This is a genomic window from Aeromonas sp. FDAARGOS 1407 (genome assembly GCF_019048725.1).
GTDB classification, from domain to species: domain Bacteria; phylum Pseudomonadota; class Gammaproteobacteria; order Enterobacterales; family Aeromonadaceae; genus Aeromonas; species Aeromonas enteropelogenes.
In genome coordinates this window covers 1678599-1694559 of record NZ_CP077399.1, presented here as the reverse complement: position 1 = coordinate 1694559, position 15961 = coordinate 1678599, and the positions used below count along the sequence as shown (strand labels likewise).

Genomic DNA, 15961 nt, shown 5'->3' with positions numbered 1-15961 from the left:
GAAGAGTCTCCTTCGGAAAAGGGCGATATCCTAGATCTGTTATCGCCATCGCAAAACCCGGGAATTGTAAGAAAGTACGTCATGAAAGCAAGCCTCAAATAAAGCCACATGACTTATTCCGGTCCGGCCACCCCTTGGGTCTGCCAAATTGCTGCCATCTTGCTAGAATGCGCACTCCCTTTAATGGAAAAGGAAGCGGTATGCACATTCACATCCTCGGGATCTGCGGCACCTTCATGGGTGGTCTGGCGGTGTTGGCAAAACAGCTTGGTTACCGGGTGACCGGCTCCGATGCCAACGTCTATCCCCCCATGAGCACCCAGCTCGAGCAGCAGGGCATCGAGCTGACCGAAGGTTATGATCCCTCCCAGCTCGATCCGGCGCCGGATCTGGTGGTGATCGGCAACGCCATGAGCCGTGGCAACCCCTGCGTGGAGTATGTGCTGGATCGCAACCTGCCCTATATCTCCGGCCCCCAGTGGCTGCTGGAGCATGTGCTGCAGGATCGCTGGGTACTGGCGGTAGCGGGTACCCATGGCAAGACCACCACCGCCAGCATGCTGGCCTGGGTACTGGAGTACGCCAAGCTAGAAACCGGTTTTCTCATCGGCGGCGTACCGGGCAACTTCCCGGTCTCCGCCCGCCTGGGCTCTGCGCCCTTCTTCGTTATCGAAGCGGACGAGTACGACTGCGCCTTCTTTGACAAGCGCTCCAAGTTCGTTCACTACCATCCACGCACCCTGGTGATGAACAACCTGGAGTTCGATCATGCAGACATCTTCCCGGATCTCACCGCCATCCAGCGCCAGTTCCATCACCTGATGCGTACCGTGCCTAGCAACGGCCGAGTGCTGTTCCCGCAGGCAGATGACAACCTCACCGCCGTGCGCAAGATGGGCTGCTGGAGCGAAGTGGAGCTGGTGGGTCAGGACGATGCCAAGTGGAAGGCAGTCAAGCTGGCCGACGACGGCTCCGCCTTCGAGGTGTGGCTGGATGGCGAGAAGCAGGGCGAGGTGCACTGGGAATGCATCGGCGAGCACAACGTCAACAACGGCCTGATGGCCATCGCCGCCGCCCGCCATGCCGGTGTCATGGTGGAGCACGGCATCGCGGCCCTGTGCCAGTTCAAATCCCCCAAGCGACGGATGGAGCTCAAGGGTGAAGTGGCGGGCATCAGCGTCTACGACGACTTCGCCCATCACCCCACCGCCATCGAGACCACCCTCGGCGGCCTTCGCGCCAGGGTTGATCACATCGGAGGCCAGGCCCGCATCCTGGCCGTGCTGGAGCCGCGCTCCAACACCATGAAGCTGGGGGTGCACAAGGAGGAGCTGGCTGGCTGCTTCGACGGCGCCGACGAGGTGTTCTTCTTCCAGCCTCCCAACATCGGCTGGGATCTGGGTGAGGTGACCGCCCACATGACCCGCCCGGCCAAGGTGTTCAACGATCTGGAGACCCTGATCAATCGGCTGGTGGCCGAGTGCCGCGACGGCGACCATATTCTGATCATGAGCAACGGCGGCTTCGGCGGCATCCATGACAAGCTGCTTGCTCGCCTCAAGGACTACCACGGTCAACTATGAACAAAGCGATCACCCTGGCGCTGACCGGCGCCTCCGGTGCCCCCTACGCCCTGCGCCTGCTCCAGTGTCTGGTGCAGGCGGACTATCGGGTCTACCTGCTCGCCTCCTCGGCAGCCCGGGTGGTGCTCAAGACCGAGCAGCAACAGGATTGGCCAGGCTCGCCCAGGGAGCTCTCCGCCTACCTCTGCCGTCAGTATGGTGCCAAGGAGGGGCAGATCGTCGCCTGTGGCAAGGAGGAGTGGTTCTCGCCGGTGGCCTCCGGCTCGGCGGCGCCCAAGCAGATGGTGGTTTGCCCCTGCTCCATGGGCACAGTCTCCGCCATTGCCAACGGCGCCTCCGACAACCTGCTGGAGCGGGCGGCGGATGTGGTGATCAAGGAGCGCGGCCAGCTCATCCTGGTGCCTCGCGAGAGCCCCTTCTCCGCCATCCATCTGGAGAACATGCTCAAGCTCGCCCGTCTTGGCGTGACCATCATGCCGGCGGCGCCCGGCTTCTATCACGAGCCCAAAAGCATCGAGGATCTGGTGGACTTCATGGTGGCGCGGATCCTTGACCATCTGGGCATAGAACACGAGCTGACCCGCCGCTGGGGTTATGGCCAAGCCTGATCCGTCAGGACAAAAGTACGGCATAAAAAACGGCGCCACTCATCGAGTGGCGCCGTTTTTGTCAAAACCGTATCAGCTGGCCTGGATAGGGGCAGTCACGTACTTGAACAGGAAGTCCGTCACCTCTTCACGGGCGGGGCGCTGGGGCTGGTTGATCATCTGCATCATCACGTAGCCACAACCACTCAGGGAGCGGGCCAGATCCTGCGCCGACAGCACGCTGGTGATCTCCCCTGCATCCATGGCGGACTGCAGCTCGCTGGCGATCAGGTCGAGACACTGATCGAGCAGACGGGTATAGCGAGGCCATACCTCTTCCCGTACCGATGAACTCCACTCCAGCCAGATGCTGGCGTAATCCGGCTTATCAAAAGCGGCATCGACACACAGGGTCACATGTCGTTTGATCTTGTCCAGGATTGCGTCATTGCCCGAGTATGCCTGTGACAGCATCTGGGTCATGAAGCGTTCGATCTCGGCCAGCACCTCATCAACCAACTCCTCGCGGGTGTTGAAATAGTTGAATACGGTAGCAACCGATACCTTGGCTTCTTCGGCAATTTCGGCGTGGCCAGCACGACCGATGCCTCGGCGGGAGAATACTTCGATGGCACATTCCATCAATTGAGTTCGACGGGCTTCCGGCGACAGCCGGGTACGACGTCTTATTTCTGCGCGTGGTTCCATAGTTTTTATCATCTAATAGTTATTGATTATGGTGTTTATAGTATTTTAACTGATCATGCCTGAGTGCCTGCTAACTCTATCAATTAAAATAAGCTGATAAAAGCACCATCTATCGCTAGCGCCTCCCGAAACGAGTGGTAGAATCATCGGTTTTGACGTTAATGAACGGCCAAATTCCCCTTGGCCATATTGGAGTAAGTGATGAAACACACTGTCGAGGTGATGATCTCCGAGGCCGAAGTCGCCGCCCGGATCGCCAAATTGGGTGAAGAGATCACCGCCCGTTATCAGGGCTCTGATGAAGTGGTGATGATCGGCCTGCTGCGCGGCTCCTGCGTATTCCTGGCAGACCTCAGCCGTCAGTGCCAACTGCCCATCACCCTGGATTTTATGACCGCCTCCAGCTATGGCTCCGGTATGCACAGCACCCGTGACGTTCGCATCCTCAAAGATCTGGATGACGACATCAAGGGCAAGGATGTGGTGATCGTCGAAGACATCATCGACACCGGTTACACCCTCAACAAGGTGCGGGAGATCCTCTCCCTGCGCGAGCCAAAATCCCTGGCCATCTGCACCCTGCTGGACAAGCCGTCCCGCCGCGAAGTGCAGGTACCGGTTGACTGGATTGGCTTCGCCATCCCGGATGAATTCGTGGTGGGCTGTGGCATCGACTACGCCCAGAAGTACCGCAATCTGCCGTTCATCGGCAAAGTGGTACCCCAGGAGTAAGCCAGGCTCAGTCATATCTGGATGAAGTGGCCCCCGTGCTGCTTCATCATCTGCACAGGCGGCCTCGGCCGCCTTTTCTGTATCGAGATGGCATCTGTCATCACAGAGGTTGCAATGAACGCACTGGAAATAAGCGGCCTGAAAAAGACCTATCAGGGGGGCGTCGAAGCCCTGAAAGGCATTGATCTCACTGTCCAGCAGGGGGATTTCTTCGCCCTGCTCGGACCCAACGGCGCGGGCAAGTCCACCACCATAGGGGTCATCAGCTCGCTGGTGAACAAGACCCAGGGCAAGGTGAAGGTGTTCGGCTACGACATCGACACCGAACTGGAGCAGGCCAAGGCCCAGCTCGGCCTGGTGCCCCAGGAGTTCAACTTCAGCCAGTTCGAGAAGGTGATCCAGATTGTCACCCATCAGGCCGGCTTCTATGGCGTGCCCAAGGCCGAGGCCAAAATCCGCGCCGAGAAGTATCTGCGCCAGCTCGATCTGTGGGACAAGCGCGACATGCCGGCCCGTACCCTCTCCGGTGGCATGAAGCGCCGGCTGATGATCGCTCGCGCCCTGATGCACGAGCCCAAGCTGCTGATCCTGGACGAACCGACCGCCGGGGTGGATATCGAGATCCGCCGCTCCATGTGGACCTTCCTCAAGGAGCTCAACGCGCAGGGCGTCACCATCATACTCACCACCCACTACCTGGAAGAAGCGGAGATGCTGTGCCGCAACATCGGCATCATCGACAAGGGTCGCCTCATCGAGCACACCAGCATGAAGAAGCTGCTGGCCAAACTGGGCCGCGAGACCTTCATGCTGGATCTGGCGCCGGGCTCCGCCGTGCCGAACCTGCCCGAGTTCAATGGCCGGATGCAGGACGAGCGCACCCTGGAAGTGGATCTGGACAAGAGCCAGTCTCTCAACAGCCTGTTCGAGCAGCTGTCGAGCCAGCAAGTGCAGGTGCTGAGCATGCGCAACAAGGCCAACCGGCTGGAAGAGCTGTTCGTCAGCCTGGTCGAAGAGGGGAGAAAAGCATGAATCTGACCACCTATTACATCGCCTTCAAGAGCATTCTGGCCAAGGAGATCAGCCGCTTCACCCGGATCTGGATCCAGACCCTGGTGCCGCCCGCCATCACCATGAGCCTCTACTTCGTCATCTTCGGCAACCTCATAGGATCGCGCATCGGTGACATGGGGGGCTTTAGCTACATGGAGTTCATCGTGCCCGGCCTCATCATGATGTCGGTCATCACCAACTCCTACTCCAACGTCGCCTCCTCCTTCTTCAGCGCCAAGTTCCAGCGCAACGTGGAGGAGCTGCTGGTGGCCCCTGTGCCCAACTACGTCATCATCGCCGGCTATGTAGGCGGTGGCGTGGCGCGCGGCCTCTGTGTCGGCCTCATCGTCACCCTGGTGTCGCTGTTCTTCGTGCCGCTGCAGATCCATCACCTGTTCAGCGTCTGCATCACGGTACTGCTGACCTCGATCCTGTTTTCCCTCGGCGGGCTCATCAACGCCGTGTTTGCCAAGACCTTCGACGACATCAGCATCATCCCCACCTTCGTGCTGACGCCGCTCACCTATCTGGGCGGAGTCTTCTACTCCATCACCCTGCTGCCGCCCTTCTGGCAGGGAGTCTCCCAGGTGAACCCCATCATCTACATGGTGAACGCGTTCCGTTACGGCTTCCTCGGTATCTCCGACGTGCCGCTCGGCACCGCCTACCTCATCATCATCGGCTTCATCGTGGCGCTCTACGGTCTGGCCTGGTGGCTCATCTCCCGCGGCACCGGGCTGCGCCACTAAGTAGTTAGATCGCACCGTTCAAGGGGCGCCCGTATGGGCGCCCTTTTTATTGCGATCACACCGGGTAATTGCGGCCCCGTCCGGCAAAAACGGAAATTGGTCGCCCGGATACCGTCAAACTCATTGCGGCTCAATCGGGAATTGTTACAATTCCAGCCTCTCTATAAAGAGGTACCCTATGCCTGCCTATGTGCGCATGCTGGCCAACCTGGCCCTGGGGGGATTTTTCATCGCCTCGGCGGGTTTCAAGCTTGCGTCCCCTGCCCTGTTCGCCGAACAGATCGCGGCCTTCGGGTTGATCTGGTCGCCGCTCATTCTGCCCGCCGCCTGGGGCCTGATCGCCCTGGAGCTGTGCGCCGGGCTCGCGGTGATAGTCAATCGCCGCTGGGGACTCTGGCTGGTGATCGCCCTGCTTGCCCTGTTTATCCCCGTGCTGGGTTACGGCATCGCCATCGGGCTCGATATCTCTTGCGGCTGTCTTGGCAAGGCGGATCTCAGTTCGCTGCCGGAAGCCATCCTGCGGGATCTGCTGCTGCTGACGCTTGCGGGCGCCCTGTTGCGTACCTCCCGCCCCGTTTTTCCTGCTATCAAGGAGTAGTCACATGATGACATTGCGATCCCGTACCCTGCTGGCTTCCGTCATTGCCGCCAGCTTCGCCCTCGCCGGCTGCGGCGACAACCAGTTCGAGCAGGAGGTCAAGCTGGAGCAAGCCGCGGTACAGCTCTCCCAGGAGACCCAGCAAGGGGGCTACCAGCTGCTGACCGTGGCCGAGCTGAAGACCCGGATGGATAAGGGTGAAGAGCTGGTGATCATCGATACCATGCCCTATGAAGACTCCTTCAAGAAGGAGCACATCCCGGGTGCCAAGAACTTCGTCTTCGTGAAGGAAGCCAAGTCCGGCGACGACTGGAGCGAAATCGTGGAAGGCAACGGCACTCCCGAACAGTTCCAGGCCCTGCTGGGTGAAGACAAGTCCCGCCCCGTGGTGATCTACTGCGGCTTCGTCAAATGTGGCCGCAGCCACAACGCCGCCGCCTGGGCGGTGACCCAGGGCTATCAGCAAGTCTACCGGGTACCCGGCGGTATCTTCGCCTGGAAAGGGGCCGGCTACCCCGTCTCCGCCGAATAAGCTCCTCGCCCCCGAATGAAAGAAGCCCGCTGTTGCGGGCTTCTCTATATATCCGGTTTGCTCAAGTCAGGGGATCAGGATTTGACCGTGACGACGCGGTTGTCGATGAGGCGGGCCTTGCCGAGATAGGCCGCCATCAGGATCACCAGCTGGCGGCTCTGATCGGTGGCGGACTCCAGAGTGTCGGCATCGACGATATCGATGGCATCGGTGCGAAAACCGGCGTTGTCGAGTCGCTGGCTGGCCTGGGCCACCAGGGAGGGCAGATAGCTATCTCCCGCCTCTATCTGCTCGGCAATCCAGTTCATGGTGCGCGCCAGCTCGGGGGCGATGGCGCGCTCGGCGGCGGTCAGATAACCGTTGCGCGAAGAGAGTGCCAGCCCGTCTTCGGCCCGCACCGTGGGCACGCCGACAATCTCGATGGGCATCGCCATGTCGGCCACCATCTTGCGAATGAGCGCCAGCTGCTGGTAATCCTTCTGGCCGAAGCAGGCCACGTCCGGCTGTACCAGGTTGAACAGCTTGGTGACCACAGTGCTGACGCCGCGGAAGTGGCCCGGGCGCAGCGCCCCTTCCAGCAGGCTGGAGAGACCCGGCACCTCGACGAAGGTCTGGCTCGCCAGCCCCTGCGGGTACATGATCTCCGGGGTCGGCGTGAACACCATGTCGACACCGGCGGCCTCCAGGGCGGCGCAATCCTGCTCCAGGGTGCGCGGGTAGTTGGCAAGATCCTCGGCCTTGTCGAACTGCATCGGGTTGACGAAGATGCTGACCACCACCTTCTCGGCGTGGCCGTGCGCCTCCTTTACCAGGGTCAGATGGCCCTGGTGCAGGTTGCCCATGGTGGGCACGAATGCAATGGCACGCCCTTCACGACGCCATTGGCTAATCTGTTCACGCAAAACGACGGGATTGTTAACGACCAACATCAGCAGTTCACCTTCCAAATCAAAAGAGAGACGGGTTACATCAGCAAAGAGAGATGGCGAAACGGGGGCACAGGCCCCCGCTCATGGCAATACGACATCCGGTCAGTTGAAGCAGTGCTCCGGACCGGGGAAACTCCCCTCGCTCACCTGCTGCACATAGAGACGGACGGCGGCACGCACATCCCCGGTTTCGGCCAAGAAGTTCTTGGTGAACTTGGGCACATAGCCGGAGGTGATGCCAAAAGCGTCGTGCATCACCAGGATCTGGCCGTCGGTAGCCGGGCCCGCACCTATGCCGATCACCGGAATACGCAGCGCCTTGGTGATGCGCTCGGCCAGCGCAGTTGGCACGCACTCAAGCACCAGCAGCTGGATGCCGGCCGCCTGCAACTCGAGGGCCTGACGGTAGATCTCCTGGGCCTGGAACTCGTCGCGTCCCTGTACCTTGAAGCCGCCAAACACGTGGACGGACTGCGGGGTGAGGCCGAGGTGGCCGCACACCGGCACGCCGTTGCGGGTCAGGTGGCGGATGGAGTCGCACAGCCAGTCGCCCCCTTCCATCTTCACCATGCGGGCACCGGCTGCCATCAGACGGGCGGCGTTCTGGTAGGTCTGCTCCGGGGTGGTATAGCTCATGAACGGCATGTCAGCCACCACCAGCGCCTGGCTGGCGCCACGGGCGACACAGCGGGTGTGATAGACCATCTCGTCCATGTTGACCGCCAGGGTATCCAGCCCCCCTTGCAGCACCATGCCCAGCGAATCACCGATGAGCAGGACGTGCGCCCCTTCGTCATCGAACAGCTTGGCGAAGGTGGCATCATAGGCGGTAATGGCAGTGAACTTCTGGCCATCCTGCTTCATCTTCAGCAGGCTGGCGGTGGTGATCTTGCTCATAAAGGCTCCTGTTCGTCTGCGCCGGAGGCAATGATGGCGAGACCATTGCGCGGGCAGCGGGCAACCAGTTGGGCGAGCGGGGTGCCACAGGGCAGCACCAGAGCGGGCGCGATCTCGGCCAGGGGCAAGAGCACGAACTCCCGCTCCTGCATGCCGTAATGGGGAACGATGAGGCGCTCGTGCTTGATCACCCGATCGCCGTAGAGCAGCAGATCGAGATCCAGGGTTCTTGGCCCCCAGCGCTCATCTTTGCGCACACGTCCTTGTTCCAGCTCGATTTTTTGTAGTTGGTCCAGCAGTGCCAGTGGCGCCAGCCGGGTAGTGAGCCGGGCCACGGCATTGACATAGTCCGGCTGATCAGCCGGCCCCATGGGGCGGCTGCTGTAAAACGACGAGGCCTGCCGCAACTCAGTCTCCGGCAATGCCGCCAGAGCAGAGACGGCGCGGCGAGCCTGGCCGAGCGGGTCAGCCAGGTTGGAGCCGATGGCGACGAAGACCTCGCTCATCATGACCGTGGTCACTCGGCGGCGGCTTTCGGCTTGCGACGGCGGGGACGGCGGCGGTTGCGGCTGTTGCTGCTGCGTTTCTCGCCATCGTTGCTGCGGGCCGCACCGCGCTCACCGCTTGCCGGGCGGCGGGTCGCTTCCCGCTGCAATTGCGGGCGCACGTCCGGATTGGAGGCCACATAGCGCTCCCACCAGCTGGAGAGCTCGCCGAGGCCGCGCTCGACCCGGTTGCGCAGCAACAGGAAGTCAAACGCCGCACGGAACTTGGGGTGCTCCATGGTGCGCTCGGGGTGGCGGCCCTGACGGCGGGTCAGCCGCTGCTGCAGCGCCCAGATATCGCGCACGTCCGTGGTGAAACGACGGGGCACAGCGATGATCCGCACCTGGGTGTCCAGCACCTCGTTGACCGCCAGCATGAAGGCGTCATACCAGGGCAGGCCGCTCTCGTTCTCCAGCACCCGACCACGGGCCTCGACACAGCCCCACAGCAGGGTGGCATACAGGAAGGCGGGTGTAACCCGCTTCTCTTCACGCACCCGGGTATCGGTATCGATCAGCGCCTGCTCGATGAACTGCTCATAAGGGGAGTTGCCGTGCGGGGTAAAGAGCGCGGCCACCTGCGGGAACAGTTGCTGGAACAGGCCGTACTCGCGCAGCAGCTTGTAGGTAGCCAGCGCATCGCCGGCCAGGAACAGCTTGAGGGTCTCCTCGAACAGACGCGCGGCCGGAATATCCTGCAGCAACGGCGCCAACTCCCTGATGGGGGCAGCGGTGCGCGGGCTGATGGTCATGTCCAGCTTGGCGGCAAAGCGCACGGCGCGCAGCATCCGCACCGGATCTTCGCGGTAGCGGGTCTCGGGATCGCCAATAAGCTCCAGCTTGCGCTCCGCCAGATCTTCCAGCCCGCCCTCGAAATCGTGCAGGGTGAAATCCTTGACGCTGTAATAGAGGGCGTTGACGGTGAAGTCGCGGCGCTCGGCATCCTCTTCGATGGTGCCGTAGACGTTGTCACGCAGCAGCATGCCTTCATCAGATTGGGCCGACACATGTTTGCTGGTATTGACCTGATGGTGGTGACCGCGGAAGGTGGCCACTTCGATCACGTCACGACCAAAGACGATGTGGGCCAAGCGGAAGCGACGGCCAATCAGGCGGCAGTTGCTGAACAGTGCCTTGATCTGCTCCGGCGTCGCATTGGTGGCGATGTCGAAATCCTTTGGCGTCTTCCCGAGCAGCAGATCCCGGACTCCGCCGCCGACCAGGTAGGCGTCATAGCCTCCCTTGTTCAGGCGATAGAGCACCTTGAGTGCATTTTCGCTGATCTCTTTGCGCGAAATCGGGTGCTGATCACGGCTCAAGGTACGACGTTGACCGGCGACACGGGCCGGAATGGGGGACTCCACCGACTGCTCGCCGTCTTCCTTGCCGAGCACCTTGCGGCAAAAGTTTGCGATCTGGGAAAAAATGGTACACCTCTTCATGACTTCTAAATTGACGGGAGGCCAAAAAATAGCGGCCTATCATAGCTCAGCACTTATCAAATGAAAAACCGAATGGCCCGCTCAGCCAGTCTCCAGCGGGATCTTCTGGCAGGAGGGGACGCTTGCGAGCCGCCAGTTGGCCACGGCCCAGCGGATCATCTCCGCCACCGGACTCGCCATCAGCTCGGGCGGCGGGCACTGGCCGAGGAAGTGCAGGGCCCGCCACAGGGCCGGACGCACCTCGTCTTGTGCCAGCGCCGGGGCATGGTTCTGCTTGGAAAGCTTGTTGCCATCCGCCAGCACCGCCAGTGGCAGATGCACCCAGTCAGGCACCCTGGCCCCCAGGGTCTGGTAGAGGGCAATCTGGCGCACCGTGGGCTCCAGCAGATCGGCACCGCGCACTATCTCGGTAATGCCGCTGTCCATGTCATCCACCACCACCGCCAGGTTGTAGGCATAAAGCCCATCCCGGCGCCGGACGATGAAATCCTCCTCCGCCAGAGCCGCAGGCACCTCTATGTGTCCCTGCAATCCATCCTCGAAGTGATAGACGGGGTGACGCTGGCGCAGGCGGGCGGCGACGCCTTGCGCCCCCCCTGTCACCGAGAGGCCAAGCTCGCGGCAGTGGCCGTTGTAAAAACCGCCGCTGGCCATGATCTCGCGCCGGGTACAGCGGCACCAGTAGAGATCGCCGGCCCGATAGAGCTGGTCGATGATCTCGTCATAGCGGGCATGGCGCCGGCTCTGGTACATCACTTCCCCATCCCACTCGAGGCCATACGCTTCAAGGGTCTGCAGGATAAGGTCGGCAGCTCCCGCCATCTCTCGCGGCGGATCTATGTCTTCGATGCGCACCAGCCAGCGCCCGCCCCGGGCCCTGGCCTGCAAAAAGCTGCCGAGGGCCGCAATCAGGGAGCCAAAATGGAGCGGCCCCGACGGAGAGGGGGCAAAGCGGCCGACATAGGAGCGCGTTCGGGATGACAAAGGGGCATTCACTGACATGGCGATTCGGGTAAACAACTCATTGAGGCTGCATTCTGGATGGCGCCACCCAAAAGCTCAATAAAAAAGGGAGCCTGCAAGCTCCCTTTCATCGTTCAGACGGACACCATCAACCGGCCATCTGCTTTTCCTTGATCTCGGCCAGCGTCTTGCAGTCGACACAGAGGTCGGCGGTCGGACGGGCTTCCAGACGACGGATGCCGATCTCGATGCCGCAGTGCTCGCAGTAACCAAAATCATCGTCTTCAAGCAACTGCAAGGTCTTCTCGATCTTCTTGATCAGCTTGCGTTCACGATCGCGAGTACGCAATTCGAGAGCGAACTCTTCCTCTTGCGCGGCACGATCCACGGGATCCGGGAAGTTGGCAGCCTCGTCCTTCATATGATCAACGGTGCGGTCAACTTCCTGCATCAGTTGGTTGCGCCAGGCACCCAGGATCTTGCGAAAATGCGCCTTCTGTTGGTCATTCATGTACTCCTCACCCGGTTTTTCCTGGTAAGGGGCGACACCCGCAATGGCCAGGGGGCCCAGAGATTTCCTGTTTTCGCCTGTTGGCATGCCCTGTCTCCTAATTCAGCACGCTACCCGTGCCATCCATAAATTGAGGGCGACATCTATAGCAGAAGGGTAACGGGTAAGCAAACGAGCCGTACCAATTATGTTACCCACTCCAATATTTATGAACTCCCCTCGGGTAGCAGGTGGCTGGCTTCAAACGGGATAAATCCTTGAGCCACCATGCCTTGCACCCCAACATGGGGCCGATAGCATAAAATTTCAACCCCTGCCGCAATTGACTGCTCAATTAGCAGACTATAGTGCGGATCTATATGGGCTGCAGGCCTCATTCTGGTTATTCCCGAGTGCAACACCATAAACAGCAGCACGGCCCTGTGCCCCGCCGCCTTCATGGCCATCAATTCACGCAAGTGCTTGGCGCCGCGGGCGGTCACCGCATCGGGGAAGTACCCCATGCCGGCCTCTTCCCGCTCGTCCAGCAGGGTCACTGACTTCACCTCGATGTAACAACTGGGCCTTTCATCATCTTCCAGCAGCAGATCGATGCGGCTGTTCTCCTCGCCATATTTCACCTCGGTGCGCAGGCGGGCATAGCCGGCCAGCGGCGCGATGGCGCCCTGTTCGATGAGCTCGCGGGCGATCTGGTTGGCACGGGCCGTGTTGACGCAGATGAAGTGTCCCGCCGGGCTCTCGGCAATTTCCCAGCTGTGGGGCAACTTGCGCTTGGGGTTATCAGAAGTGGAGTACCAGACCCGGGTGCCCGGTTCGGCGCAGCCGGTCATAGCGCCGGTGTTGGCGCAGTGGATGGTGATCTGCTCGCCGTTATCCAGCGCCACATCGGTGAGGAAACGCTTGTAGCGGGCGACCAGCTGGCCCGATTGCAGCGGCGGTTCAAATATCATGGGTCATCCTCTCTCTTCTTCTTTAACCCGGGCGCGCAGCGGCCAGCAGGCGAGCGGCTCGTAACGCACGCCATCCGGGGTGGAAACCGACTGGTAGAGGCAGAAGCGATCGGCCTGCAGCACGAAATCCGGTGCCGGCAGGGTGGACGGCGCCTCGCTCGCCTTGCGCGACAGGGTGACATGGGGCCGATAACCCTGCTCGCCATTACCAAGACGCAGCTTCTCGCCGTGACGGCGCAGTGCCCGGGCCAGCACGTTGAGATCGTTGGGCCACTCTTTGGGGCCGATCCAGGCCGCCTTGGCCCGGCCAAACCAGCCGGTCTCGTTCAGGTGAATGGCAAGCGGCGGACAGTGCTGGCGATCCACGGCGGCGATGAGGCGACGGGTGGTCACCTCGTCCGCCTCCCCCAGAAACGCCAGGGTCAGGTGAAGGTTCTCCCCGGGAACCGGTTGGCCTGGCCAGGGCAACCGATCACGCCAGGCGATGAGTTCGGAAGCAAGTCCCTCGACGGGCAGAGCAAAGAAGAGTTTGGCCATTGCGCGGATAGATGCCTTTTTCTCGTTCATGGAGGGGCCATTCTATGGCAGCGGGGCGGCGCCTGTCTCGGCGTCCGGCCGAGCTATGTCCGTCCCGGCGACAGGCGCTCACGGTAGTGGCCGGGGTTGTGGCAGAATAAGCGCCGTTTTGAAGGTGCTACAGAAGGTTTTCATCGCTTTGTCCCAGCTTCCCATCGAGTCGGTGCTGCCCGCACTGTTTGCCGCCATCGACCAGCATGCCTCCGTGATCCTGCAGGCGCCCCCGGGCGCGGGCAAATCGACCCTGCTGCCGCTGGAGCTGGTACGCCAGCACCGGCTGCCAGGTCGCATCATCATGCTGGAGCCCAGACGCCTTGCAGCGCGCAATATCGCCAGCTTTCTCGCCCGCCAGCTCGGCGAGAAGGTGGGCGAGCGCATCGGCCTGCGGGTGCGTGGCGAGAGCCGCACCAGTGCCGCCACCCGGCTCGAAATCGTGACCGAGGGGGTACTGACCCGGATGCTGCAGCAGGATCCCGAGCTCAGTGGCGTCTCCCTGGTCATCTTCGACGAATTCCACGAGCGCAGCCTCCATGCCGATACCGCCCTGGCCTTTGCCATCGAGAGCCAGCAGGGGCTGCGGGATGATCTCAAACTGCTGGTGATGTCCGCCACCCTGGATGGCATAGCCCTCGAGGCCCTGCTGCCGGATGCCCCCGTCATTCGCTCCGAGGGGCGCGGCTTTCCCATCGACTACTACTACCGCCCCGCCAATCGCCAGCAGTGGCTGGAACCCCAGGTGGGCGCCGTGGTGCTGGAGGCGCTGGCGGCTCACGATGGCAGCCTGCTGGTGTTCCTGCCCGGACAGGGTGAAATCGAGCGACTGGCGCAGTGGCTGGCAGAACGCCTGCCGGAAGCGGTGCTGCTCGCCCCCCTCTACGGTCGCCTCGACATGGCGGCGCAGCAGGCGGCCATCGCACCGGCACCGGCGGGTCGCCGCAAGCTGGTGCTCACCACCAATGTGGCGGAGACCTCCCTCACCATCGAGGGGATCTCCGTGGTCATCGACAGCGGGCTGGAGCGACGGGCCTCGTTCGATCTGAAAAGCGGCATCACCCGGCTAGAGACCCGGCCGATCGCCAGATCCTCCGCCACCCAGCGGGCCGGCCGGGCCGGGCGTCTTGGCCCGGGCGTCTGCTACCGGCTCTGGAGCAGCGAGGTGCAGGAGCGGCTCGCCGAACAGAGTCCGCCCGACATCCTCACCCAGGAGCTGACCGGCCTGTTGCTGGATGCCGCCCAGTGGGGCGCCAAGGTTGACGATCTGCCCCTGCTGGACAAGCCCCCGGCGGCGGCCGTGGCCAGCGCCCAACGGCTGCTGGTATCACTCGGCGCCATGAAGGCGGAAGGCGAGCAGCAACTCACCCCGGCCGGCCGCGCCATGGCTGCATTCGGTACGCACCCGCGCCTCGCCCGCATGTTGCTGCGGGCCCGCGAGCTGGAGCGCGAGGGTCTGACAGGGATTGTCGCCGATGCCGCTTTCCTGGTGGCGCTGCTGGAAGAGGATCTGCGAGGATCGGAGCGCCTCTCCGTGCTGTTCCATCGCCGTCAGGGGGCCCTGCGACAAGGCGCTGCTCGCTGGTTCGAGCGGCTTGGCGCGAGGCCCTCACAGGCGCAAGGCCAGTGGTTGGGGCTGCTCTGCGCCCTCGCCTGGCCGGATCGCATCGGCAAGCTGCGCAGCGCCAGTCGTTATCAACTCAGTGGTGGGGTGAGCTGCGATCTGGTAGAAGGTCATCCATGCCAGGGGCAAGGGGCACTCATCGCCATCGAGATGGGGCAGAACGAGCGCGGCAGCCGCATTTTCATCGCCGAACCCGTCGAGCTGGAGGAGCTGGTGCGCCAGTTGCCGGAACTGGTGAGCGAGCGCCAGTGGTTTGACTGGGACGAGCGGGAAGAGCGGGTGCGGGCCGAACGCCAGCAGGTGATCGGCGAACTGGTGCTTAGCCAGCGGCCGCTCACCGAGCTCTCCGATGAGCAGAAGGGGCGCTGCCTGCTGCAGGGGATCCGGCGCAAGGGGCTGCACGTGCTGCCCTGGGACGAGGGGAGCGAAGGGCTGCTGGCTCGTCTGCGCTGCGCCCGCGACTGGCTGCCGGATGAAGCCTGGCCCGCCATGGACGAGGAGAGTCTGCTGGCGACCCTTGAGCAGTGGCTGCTGCCGGCGGTAAGCGGCATGACCCGGCTGGAGCAGCTCAAAAAGCTCAATCTGACCGAGATCCTGCGCCAATCCCTGCCCTGGCCGCTGCCCAGACGGCTGGACGAGGCGCTACCGAGCCACTTCACGGCGCCGACCGGCAGCCGGGTTAGGATCCGTTATCAACCGGGTCAAGCCCCGGTGATCCCGGTGCGCATTCAGGAGATGTTCGGTCAAGCGGCCACCCCCTGCGTGGCCGATGGCCGGGTGCCTCTGGTGGTGGAGCTGCTCTCCCCCGCTCAGCGGCCGCTGCAGATCACCGCCGATCTCGCCGCCTTCTGGGCCGGCTCCTACGAGCAGGTGAAAAAAGAGATGAAGGGACGCTACCCACGCCACTACTGGCCGGACAATCCGCTGGAGGCGATGCCGACCAGGGTCACCAAGAAAAAGATGGGGCTGCAGGAGTAGCCCGCGAATGTCG

General features: G+C 62.3%; 17 protein-coding genes. 8 read left to right on the top strand and 9 right to left on the bottom strand.

The features are described 5' to 3' along the window. Positions 1 to 200 precede the first annotated feature (200 nt). Together mpl and I6L37_RS08240 are read left to right on the top strand one after the other, a co-directional pair. Entirely contained in the window at positions 201 to 1583 is a 1383-nt protein-coding gene (gene mpl / locus I6L37_RS08245) for a UDP-N-acetylmuramate:L-alanyl-gamma-D-glutamyl-meso-diaminopimelate ligase (protein WP_216993741.1), read from the top strand. Next, positions 1580 to 2191 carry a flavin prenyltransferase UbiX gene (locus I6L37_RS08240; RefSeq protein ID WP_026456181.1) on the top strand — a complete coding sequence of 204 codons (612 nt, stop codon included), beginning with the start codon at positions 1580 to 1582 and terminating at the stop codon, positions 2189 to 2191. Before mpl ends, I6L37_RS08240 begins: the two co-directional genes overlap by 4 nt. A gap of 72 nt (positions 2192 to 2263) precedes the next feature. On the opposite strand, the gene I6L37_RS08235 is transcribed toward I6L37_RS08240, so the two are convergent. Beyond that, positions 2264 to 2878 carry a TetR/AcrR family transcriptional regulator gene (locus tag I6L37_RS08235; protein WP_026456182.1) on the bottom strand — a complete coding sequence of 205 codons (615 nt, stop codon included), beginning with the start codon at positions 2876 to 2878 and terminating at the stop codon, positions 2264 to 2266. Between the two features lie 201 nt (positions 2879 to 3079). Here I6L37_RS08235 and hpt point away from each other — a divergent pair, with 201 nt between their 5' ends. The 5 genes from hpt (at position 3080) to I6L37_RS08210 (ending at position 6542) form a co-directional block, all read left to right on the top strand. Continuing rightward, on the top strand, positions 3080 to 3610 hold the full coding sequence (hpt, locus tag I6L37_RS08230; protein WP_026456183.1) for a hypoxanthine phosphoribosyltransferase: 531 nt from the start codon (positions 3080 to 3082) through the stop codon (positions 3608 to 3610). A gap of 114 nt (positions 3611 to 3724) precedes the next feature. Then, entirely contained in the window at positions 3725 to 4642 is a 918-nt protein-coding gene (locus I6L37_RS08225; RefSeq protein WP_042071356.1) for an ABC transporter ATP-binding protein, read from the top strand. Continuing rightward, a complete protein-coding gene (locus I6L37_RS08220) occupies positions 4639 to 5412 on the top strand; it encodes an ABC transporter permease (protein ID WP_026457884.1) in 774 nt (257 codons plus the stop codon). The genes I6L37_RS08225 and I6L37_RS08220 overlap by 4 nt, the downstream gene beginning before the upstream one ends. A 178-nt stretch (positions 5413 to 5590) precedes the next feature. Continuing rightward, a complete protein-coding gene (locus tag I6L37_RS08215) occupies positions 5591 to 6010 on the top strand; it encodes a MauE/DoxX family redox-associated membrane protein (RefSeq protein ID WP_216993740.1) in 420 nt (139 codons plus the stop codon). Positions 6011 to 6014: 4 nt separating this feature from the next. After that, complete coding sequence (locus I6L37_RS08210) at positions 6015 to 6542, top strand: rhodanese-like domain-containing protein (RefSeq protein ID WP_026457885.1); 528 nt, start codon at positions 6015 to 6017, stop codon at positions 6540 to 6542. A gap of 74 nt (positions 6543 to 6616) precedes the next feature. Here I6L37_RS08210 and panC read toward each other — a convergent pair whose 3' ends face one another. From panC to thpR, 8 genes are all read right to left on the bottom strand, one after another. Further along, the gene (panC, locus tag I6L37_RS08205; protein ID WP_042071353.1) at positions 6617 to 7471 is read right to left on the bottom strand and encodes a pantoate--beta-alanine ligase; all 855 of its coding nucleotides are present in this window, start codon (positions 7469 to 7471) and stop codon (positions 6617 to 6619) included. Positions 7472 to 7573: 102 nt separating this feature from the next. After that, on the bottom strand, positions 7574 to 8368 hold the full coding sequence (gene panB, locus I6L37_RS08200; RefSeq protein WP_216993739.1) for a 3-methyl-2-oxobutanoate hydroxymethyltransferase: 795 nt from the start codon (positions 8366 to 8368) through the stop codon (positions 7574 to 7576). After that, entirely contained in the window at positions 8365 to 8874 is a 510-nt protein-coding gene (gene folK, locus I6L37_RS08195) for a 2-amino-4-hydroxy-6-hydroxymethyldihydropteridine diphosphokinase (RefSeq protein WP_216994136.1), read from the bottom strand. The genes panB and folK overlap by 4 nt, the downstream gene beginning before the upstream one ends. 11 nt (positions 8875 to 8885) lie before the next feature. Continuing rightward, complete coding sequence (gene pcnB / locus I6L37_RS08190; RefSeq protein WP_216993738.1) at positions 8886 to 10355, bottom strand: polynucleotide adenylyltransferase PcnB; 1470 nt, start codon at positions 10353 to 10355, stop codon at positions 8886 to 8888. 81 nt (positions 10356 to 10436) lie between these two features. Then, the gene (gluQRS, locus tag I6L37_RS08185) at positions 10437 to 11357 is read right to left on the bottom strand and encodes a tRNA glutamyl-Q(34) synthetase GluQRS (RefSeq protein ID WP_216993737.1); all 921 of its coding nucleotides are present in this window, start codon (positions 11355 to 11357) and stop codon (positions 10437 to 10439) included. Between the two features lie 109 nt (positions 11358 to 11466). Further along, positions 11467 to 11916, bottom strand: a complete 450-nt coding sequence (gene dksA, locus I6L37_RS08180) for an RNA polymerase-binding protein DksA (protein WP_005335644.1) — start codon at positions 11914 to 11916, stop codon at positions 11467 to 11469. A 119-nt stretch (positions 11917 to 12035) separates the two neighbouring features. After that, positions 12036 to 12779: a DNA/RNA nuclease SfsA gene (gene sfsA, locus I6L37_RS08175; protein ID WP_042026939.1), complete on the bottom strand. Its 744-nt coding sequence runs from the start codon at positions 12777 to 12779 to the stop codon at positions 12036 to 12038. A 3-nt stretch (positions 12780 to 12782) separates the two neighbouring features. Further along, positions 12783 to 13316, bottom strand: coding sequence for an RNA 2',3'-cyclic phosphodiesterase (gene thpR, locus I6L37_RS08170; RefSeq protein ID WP_216994135.1), 534 nt, complete (start codon positions 13314 to 13316; stop codon positions 12783 to 12785). A 178-nt stretch (positions 13317 to 13494) separates the two neighbouring features. On the opposite strand from thpR, the gene hrpB reads away from it, so the two are divergent. Then, positions 13495 to 15948, top strand: a complete 2454-nt coding sequence (gene hrpB / locus I6L37_RS08165) for an ATP-dependent helicase HrpB (protein WP_216993736.1) — start codon at positions 13495 to 13497, stop codon at positions 15946 to 15948. The last annotated feature ends 13 nt before the right edge of the window (positions 15949 to 15961 follow it).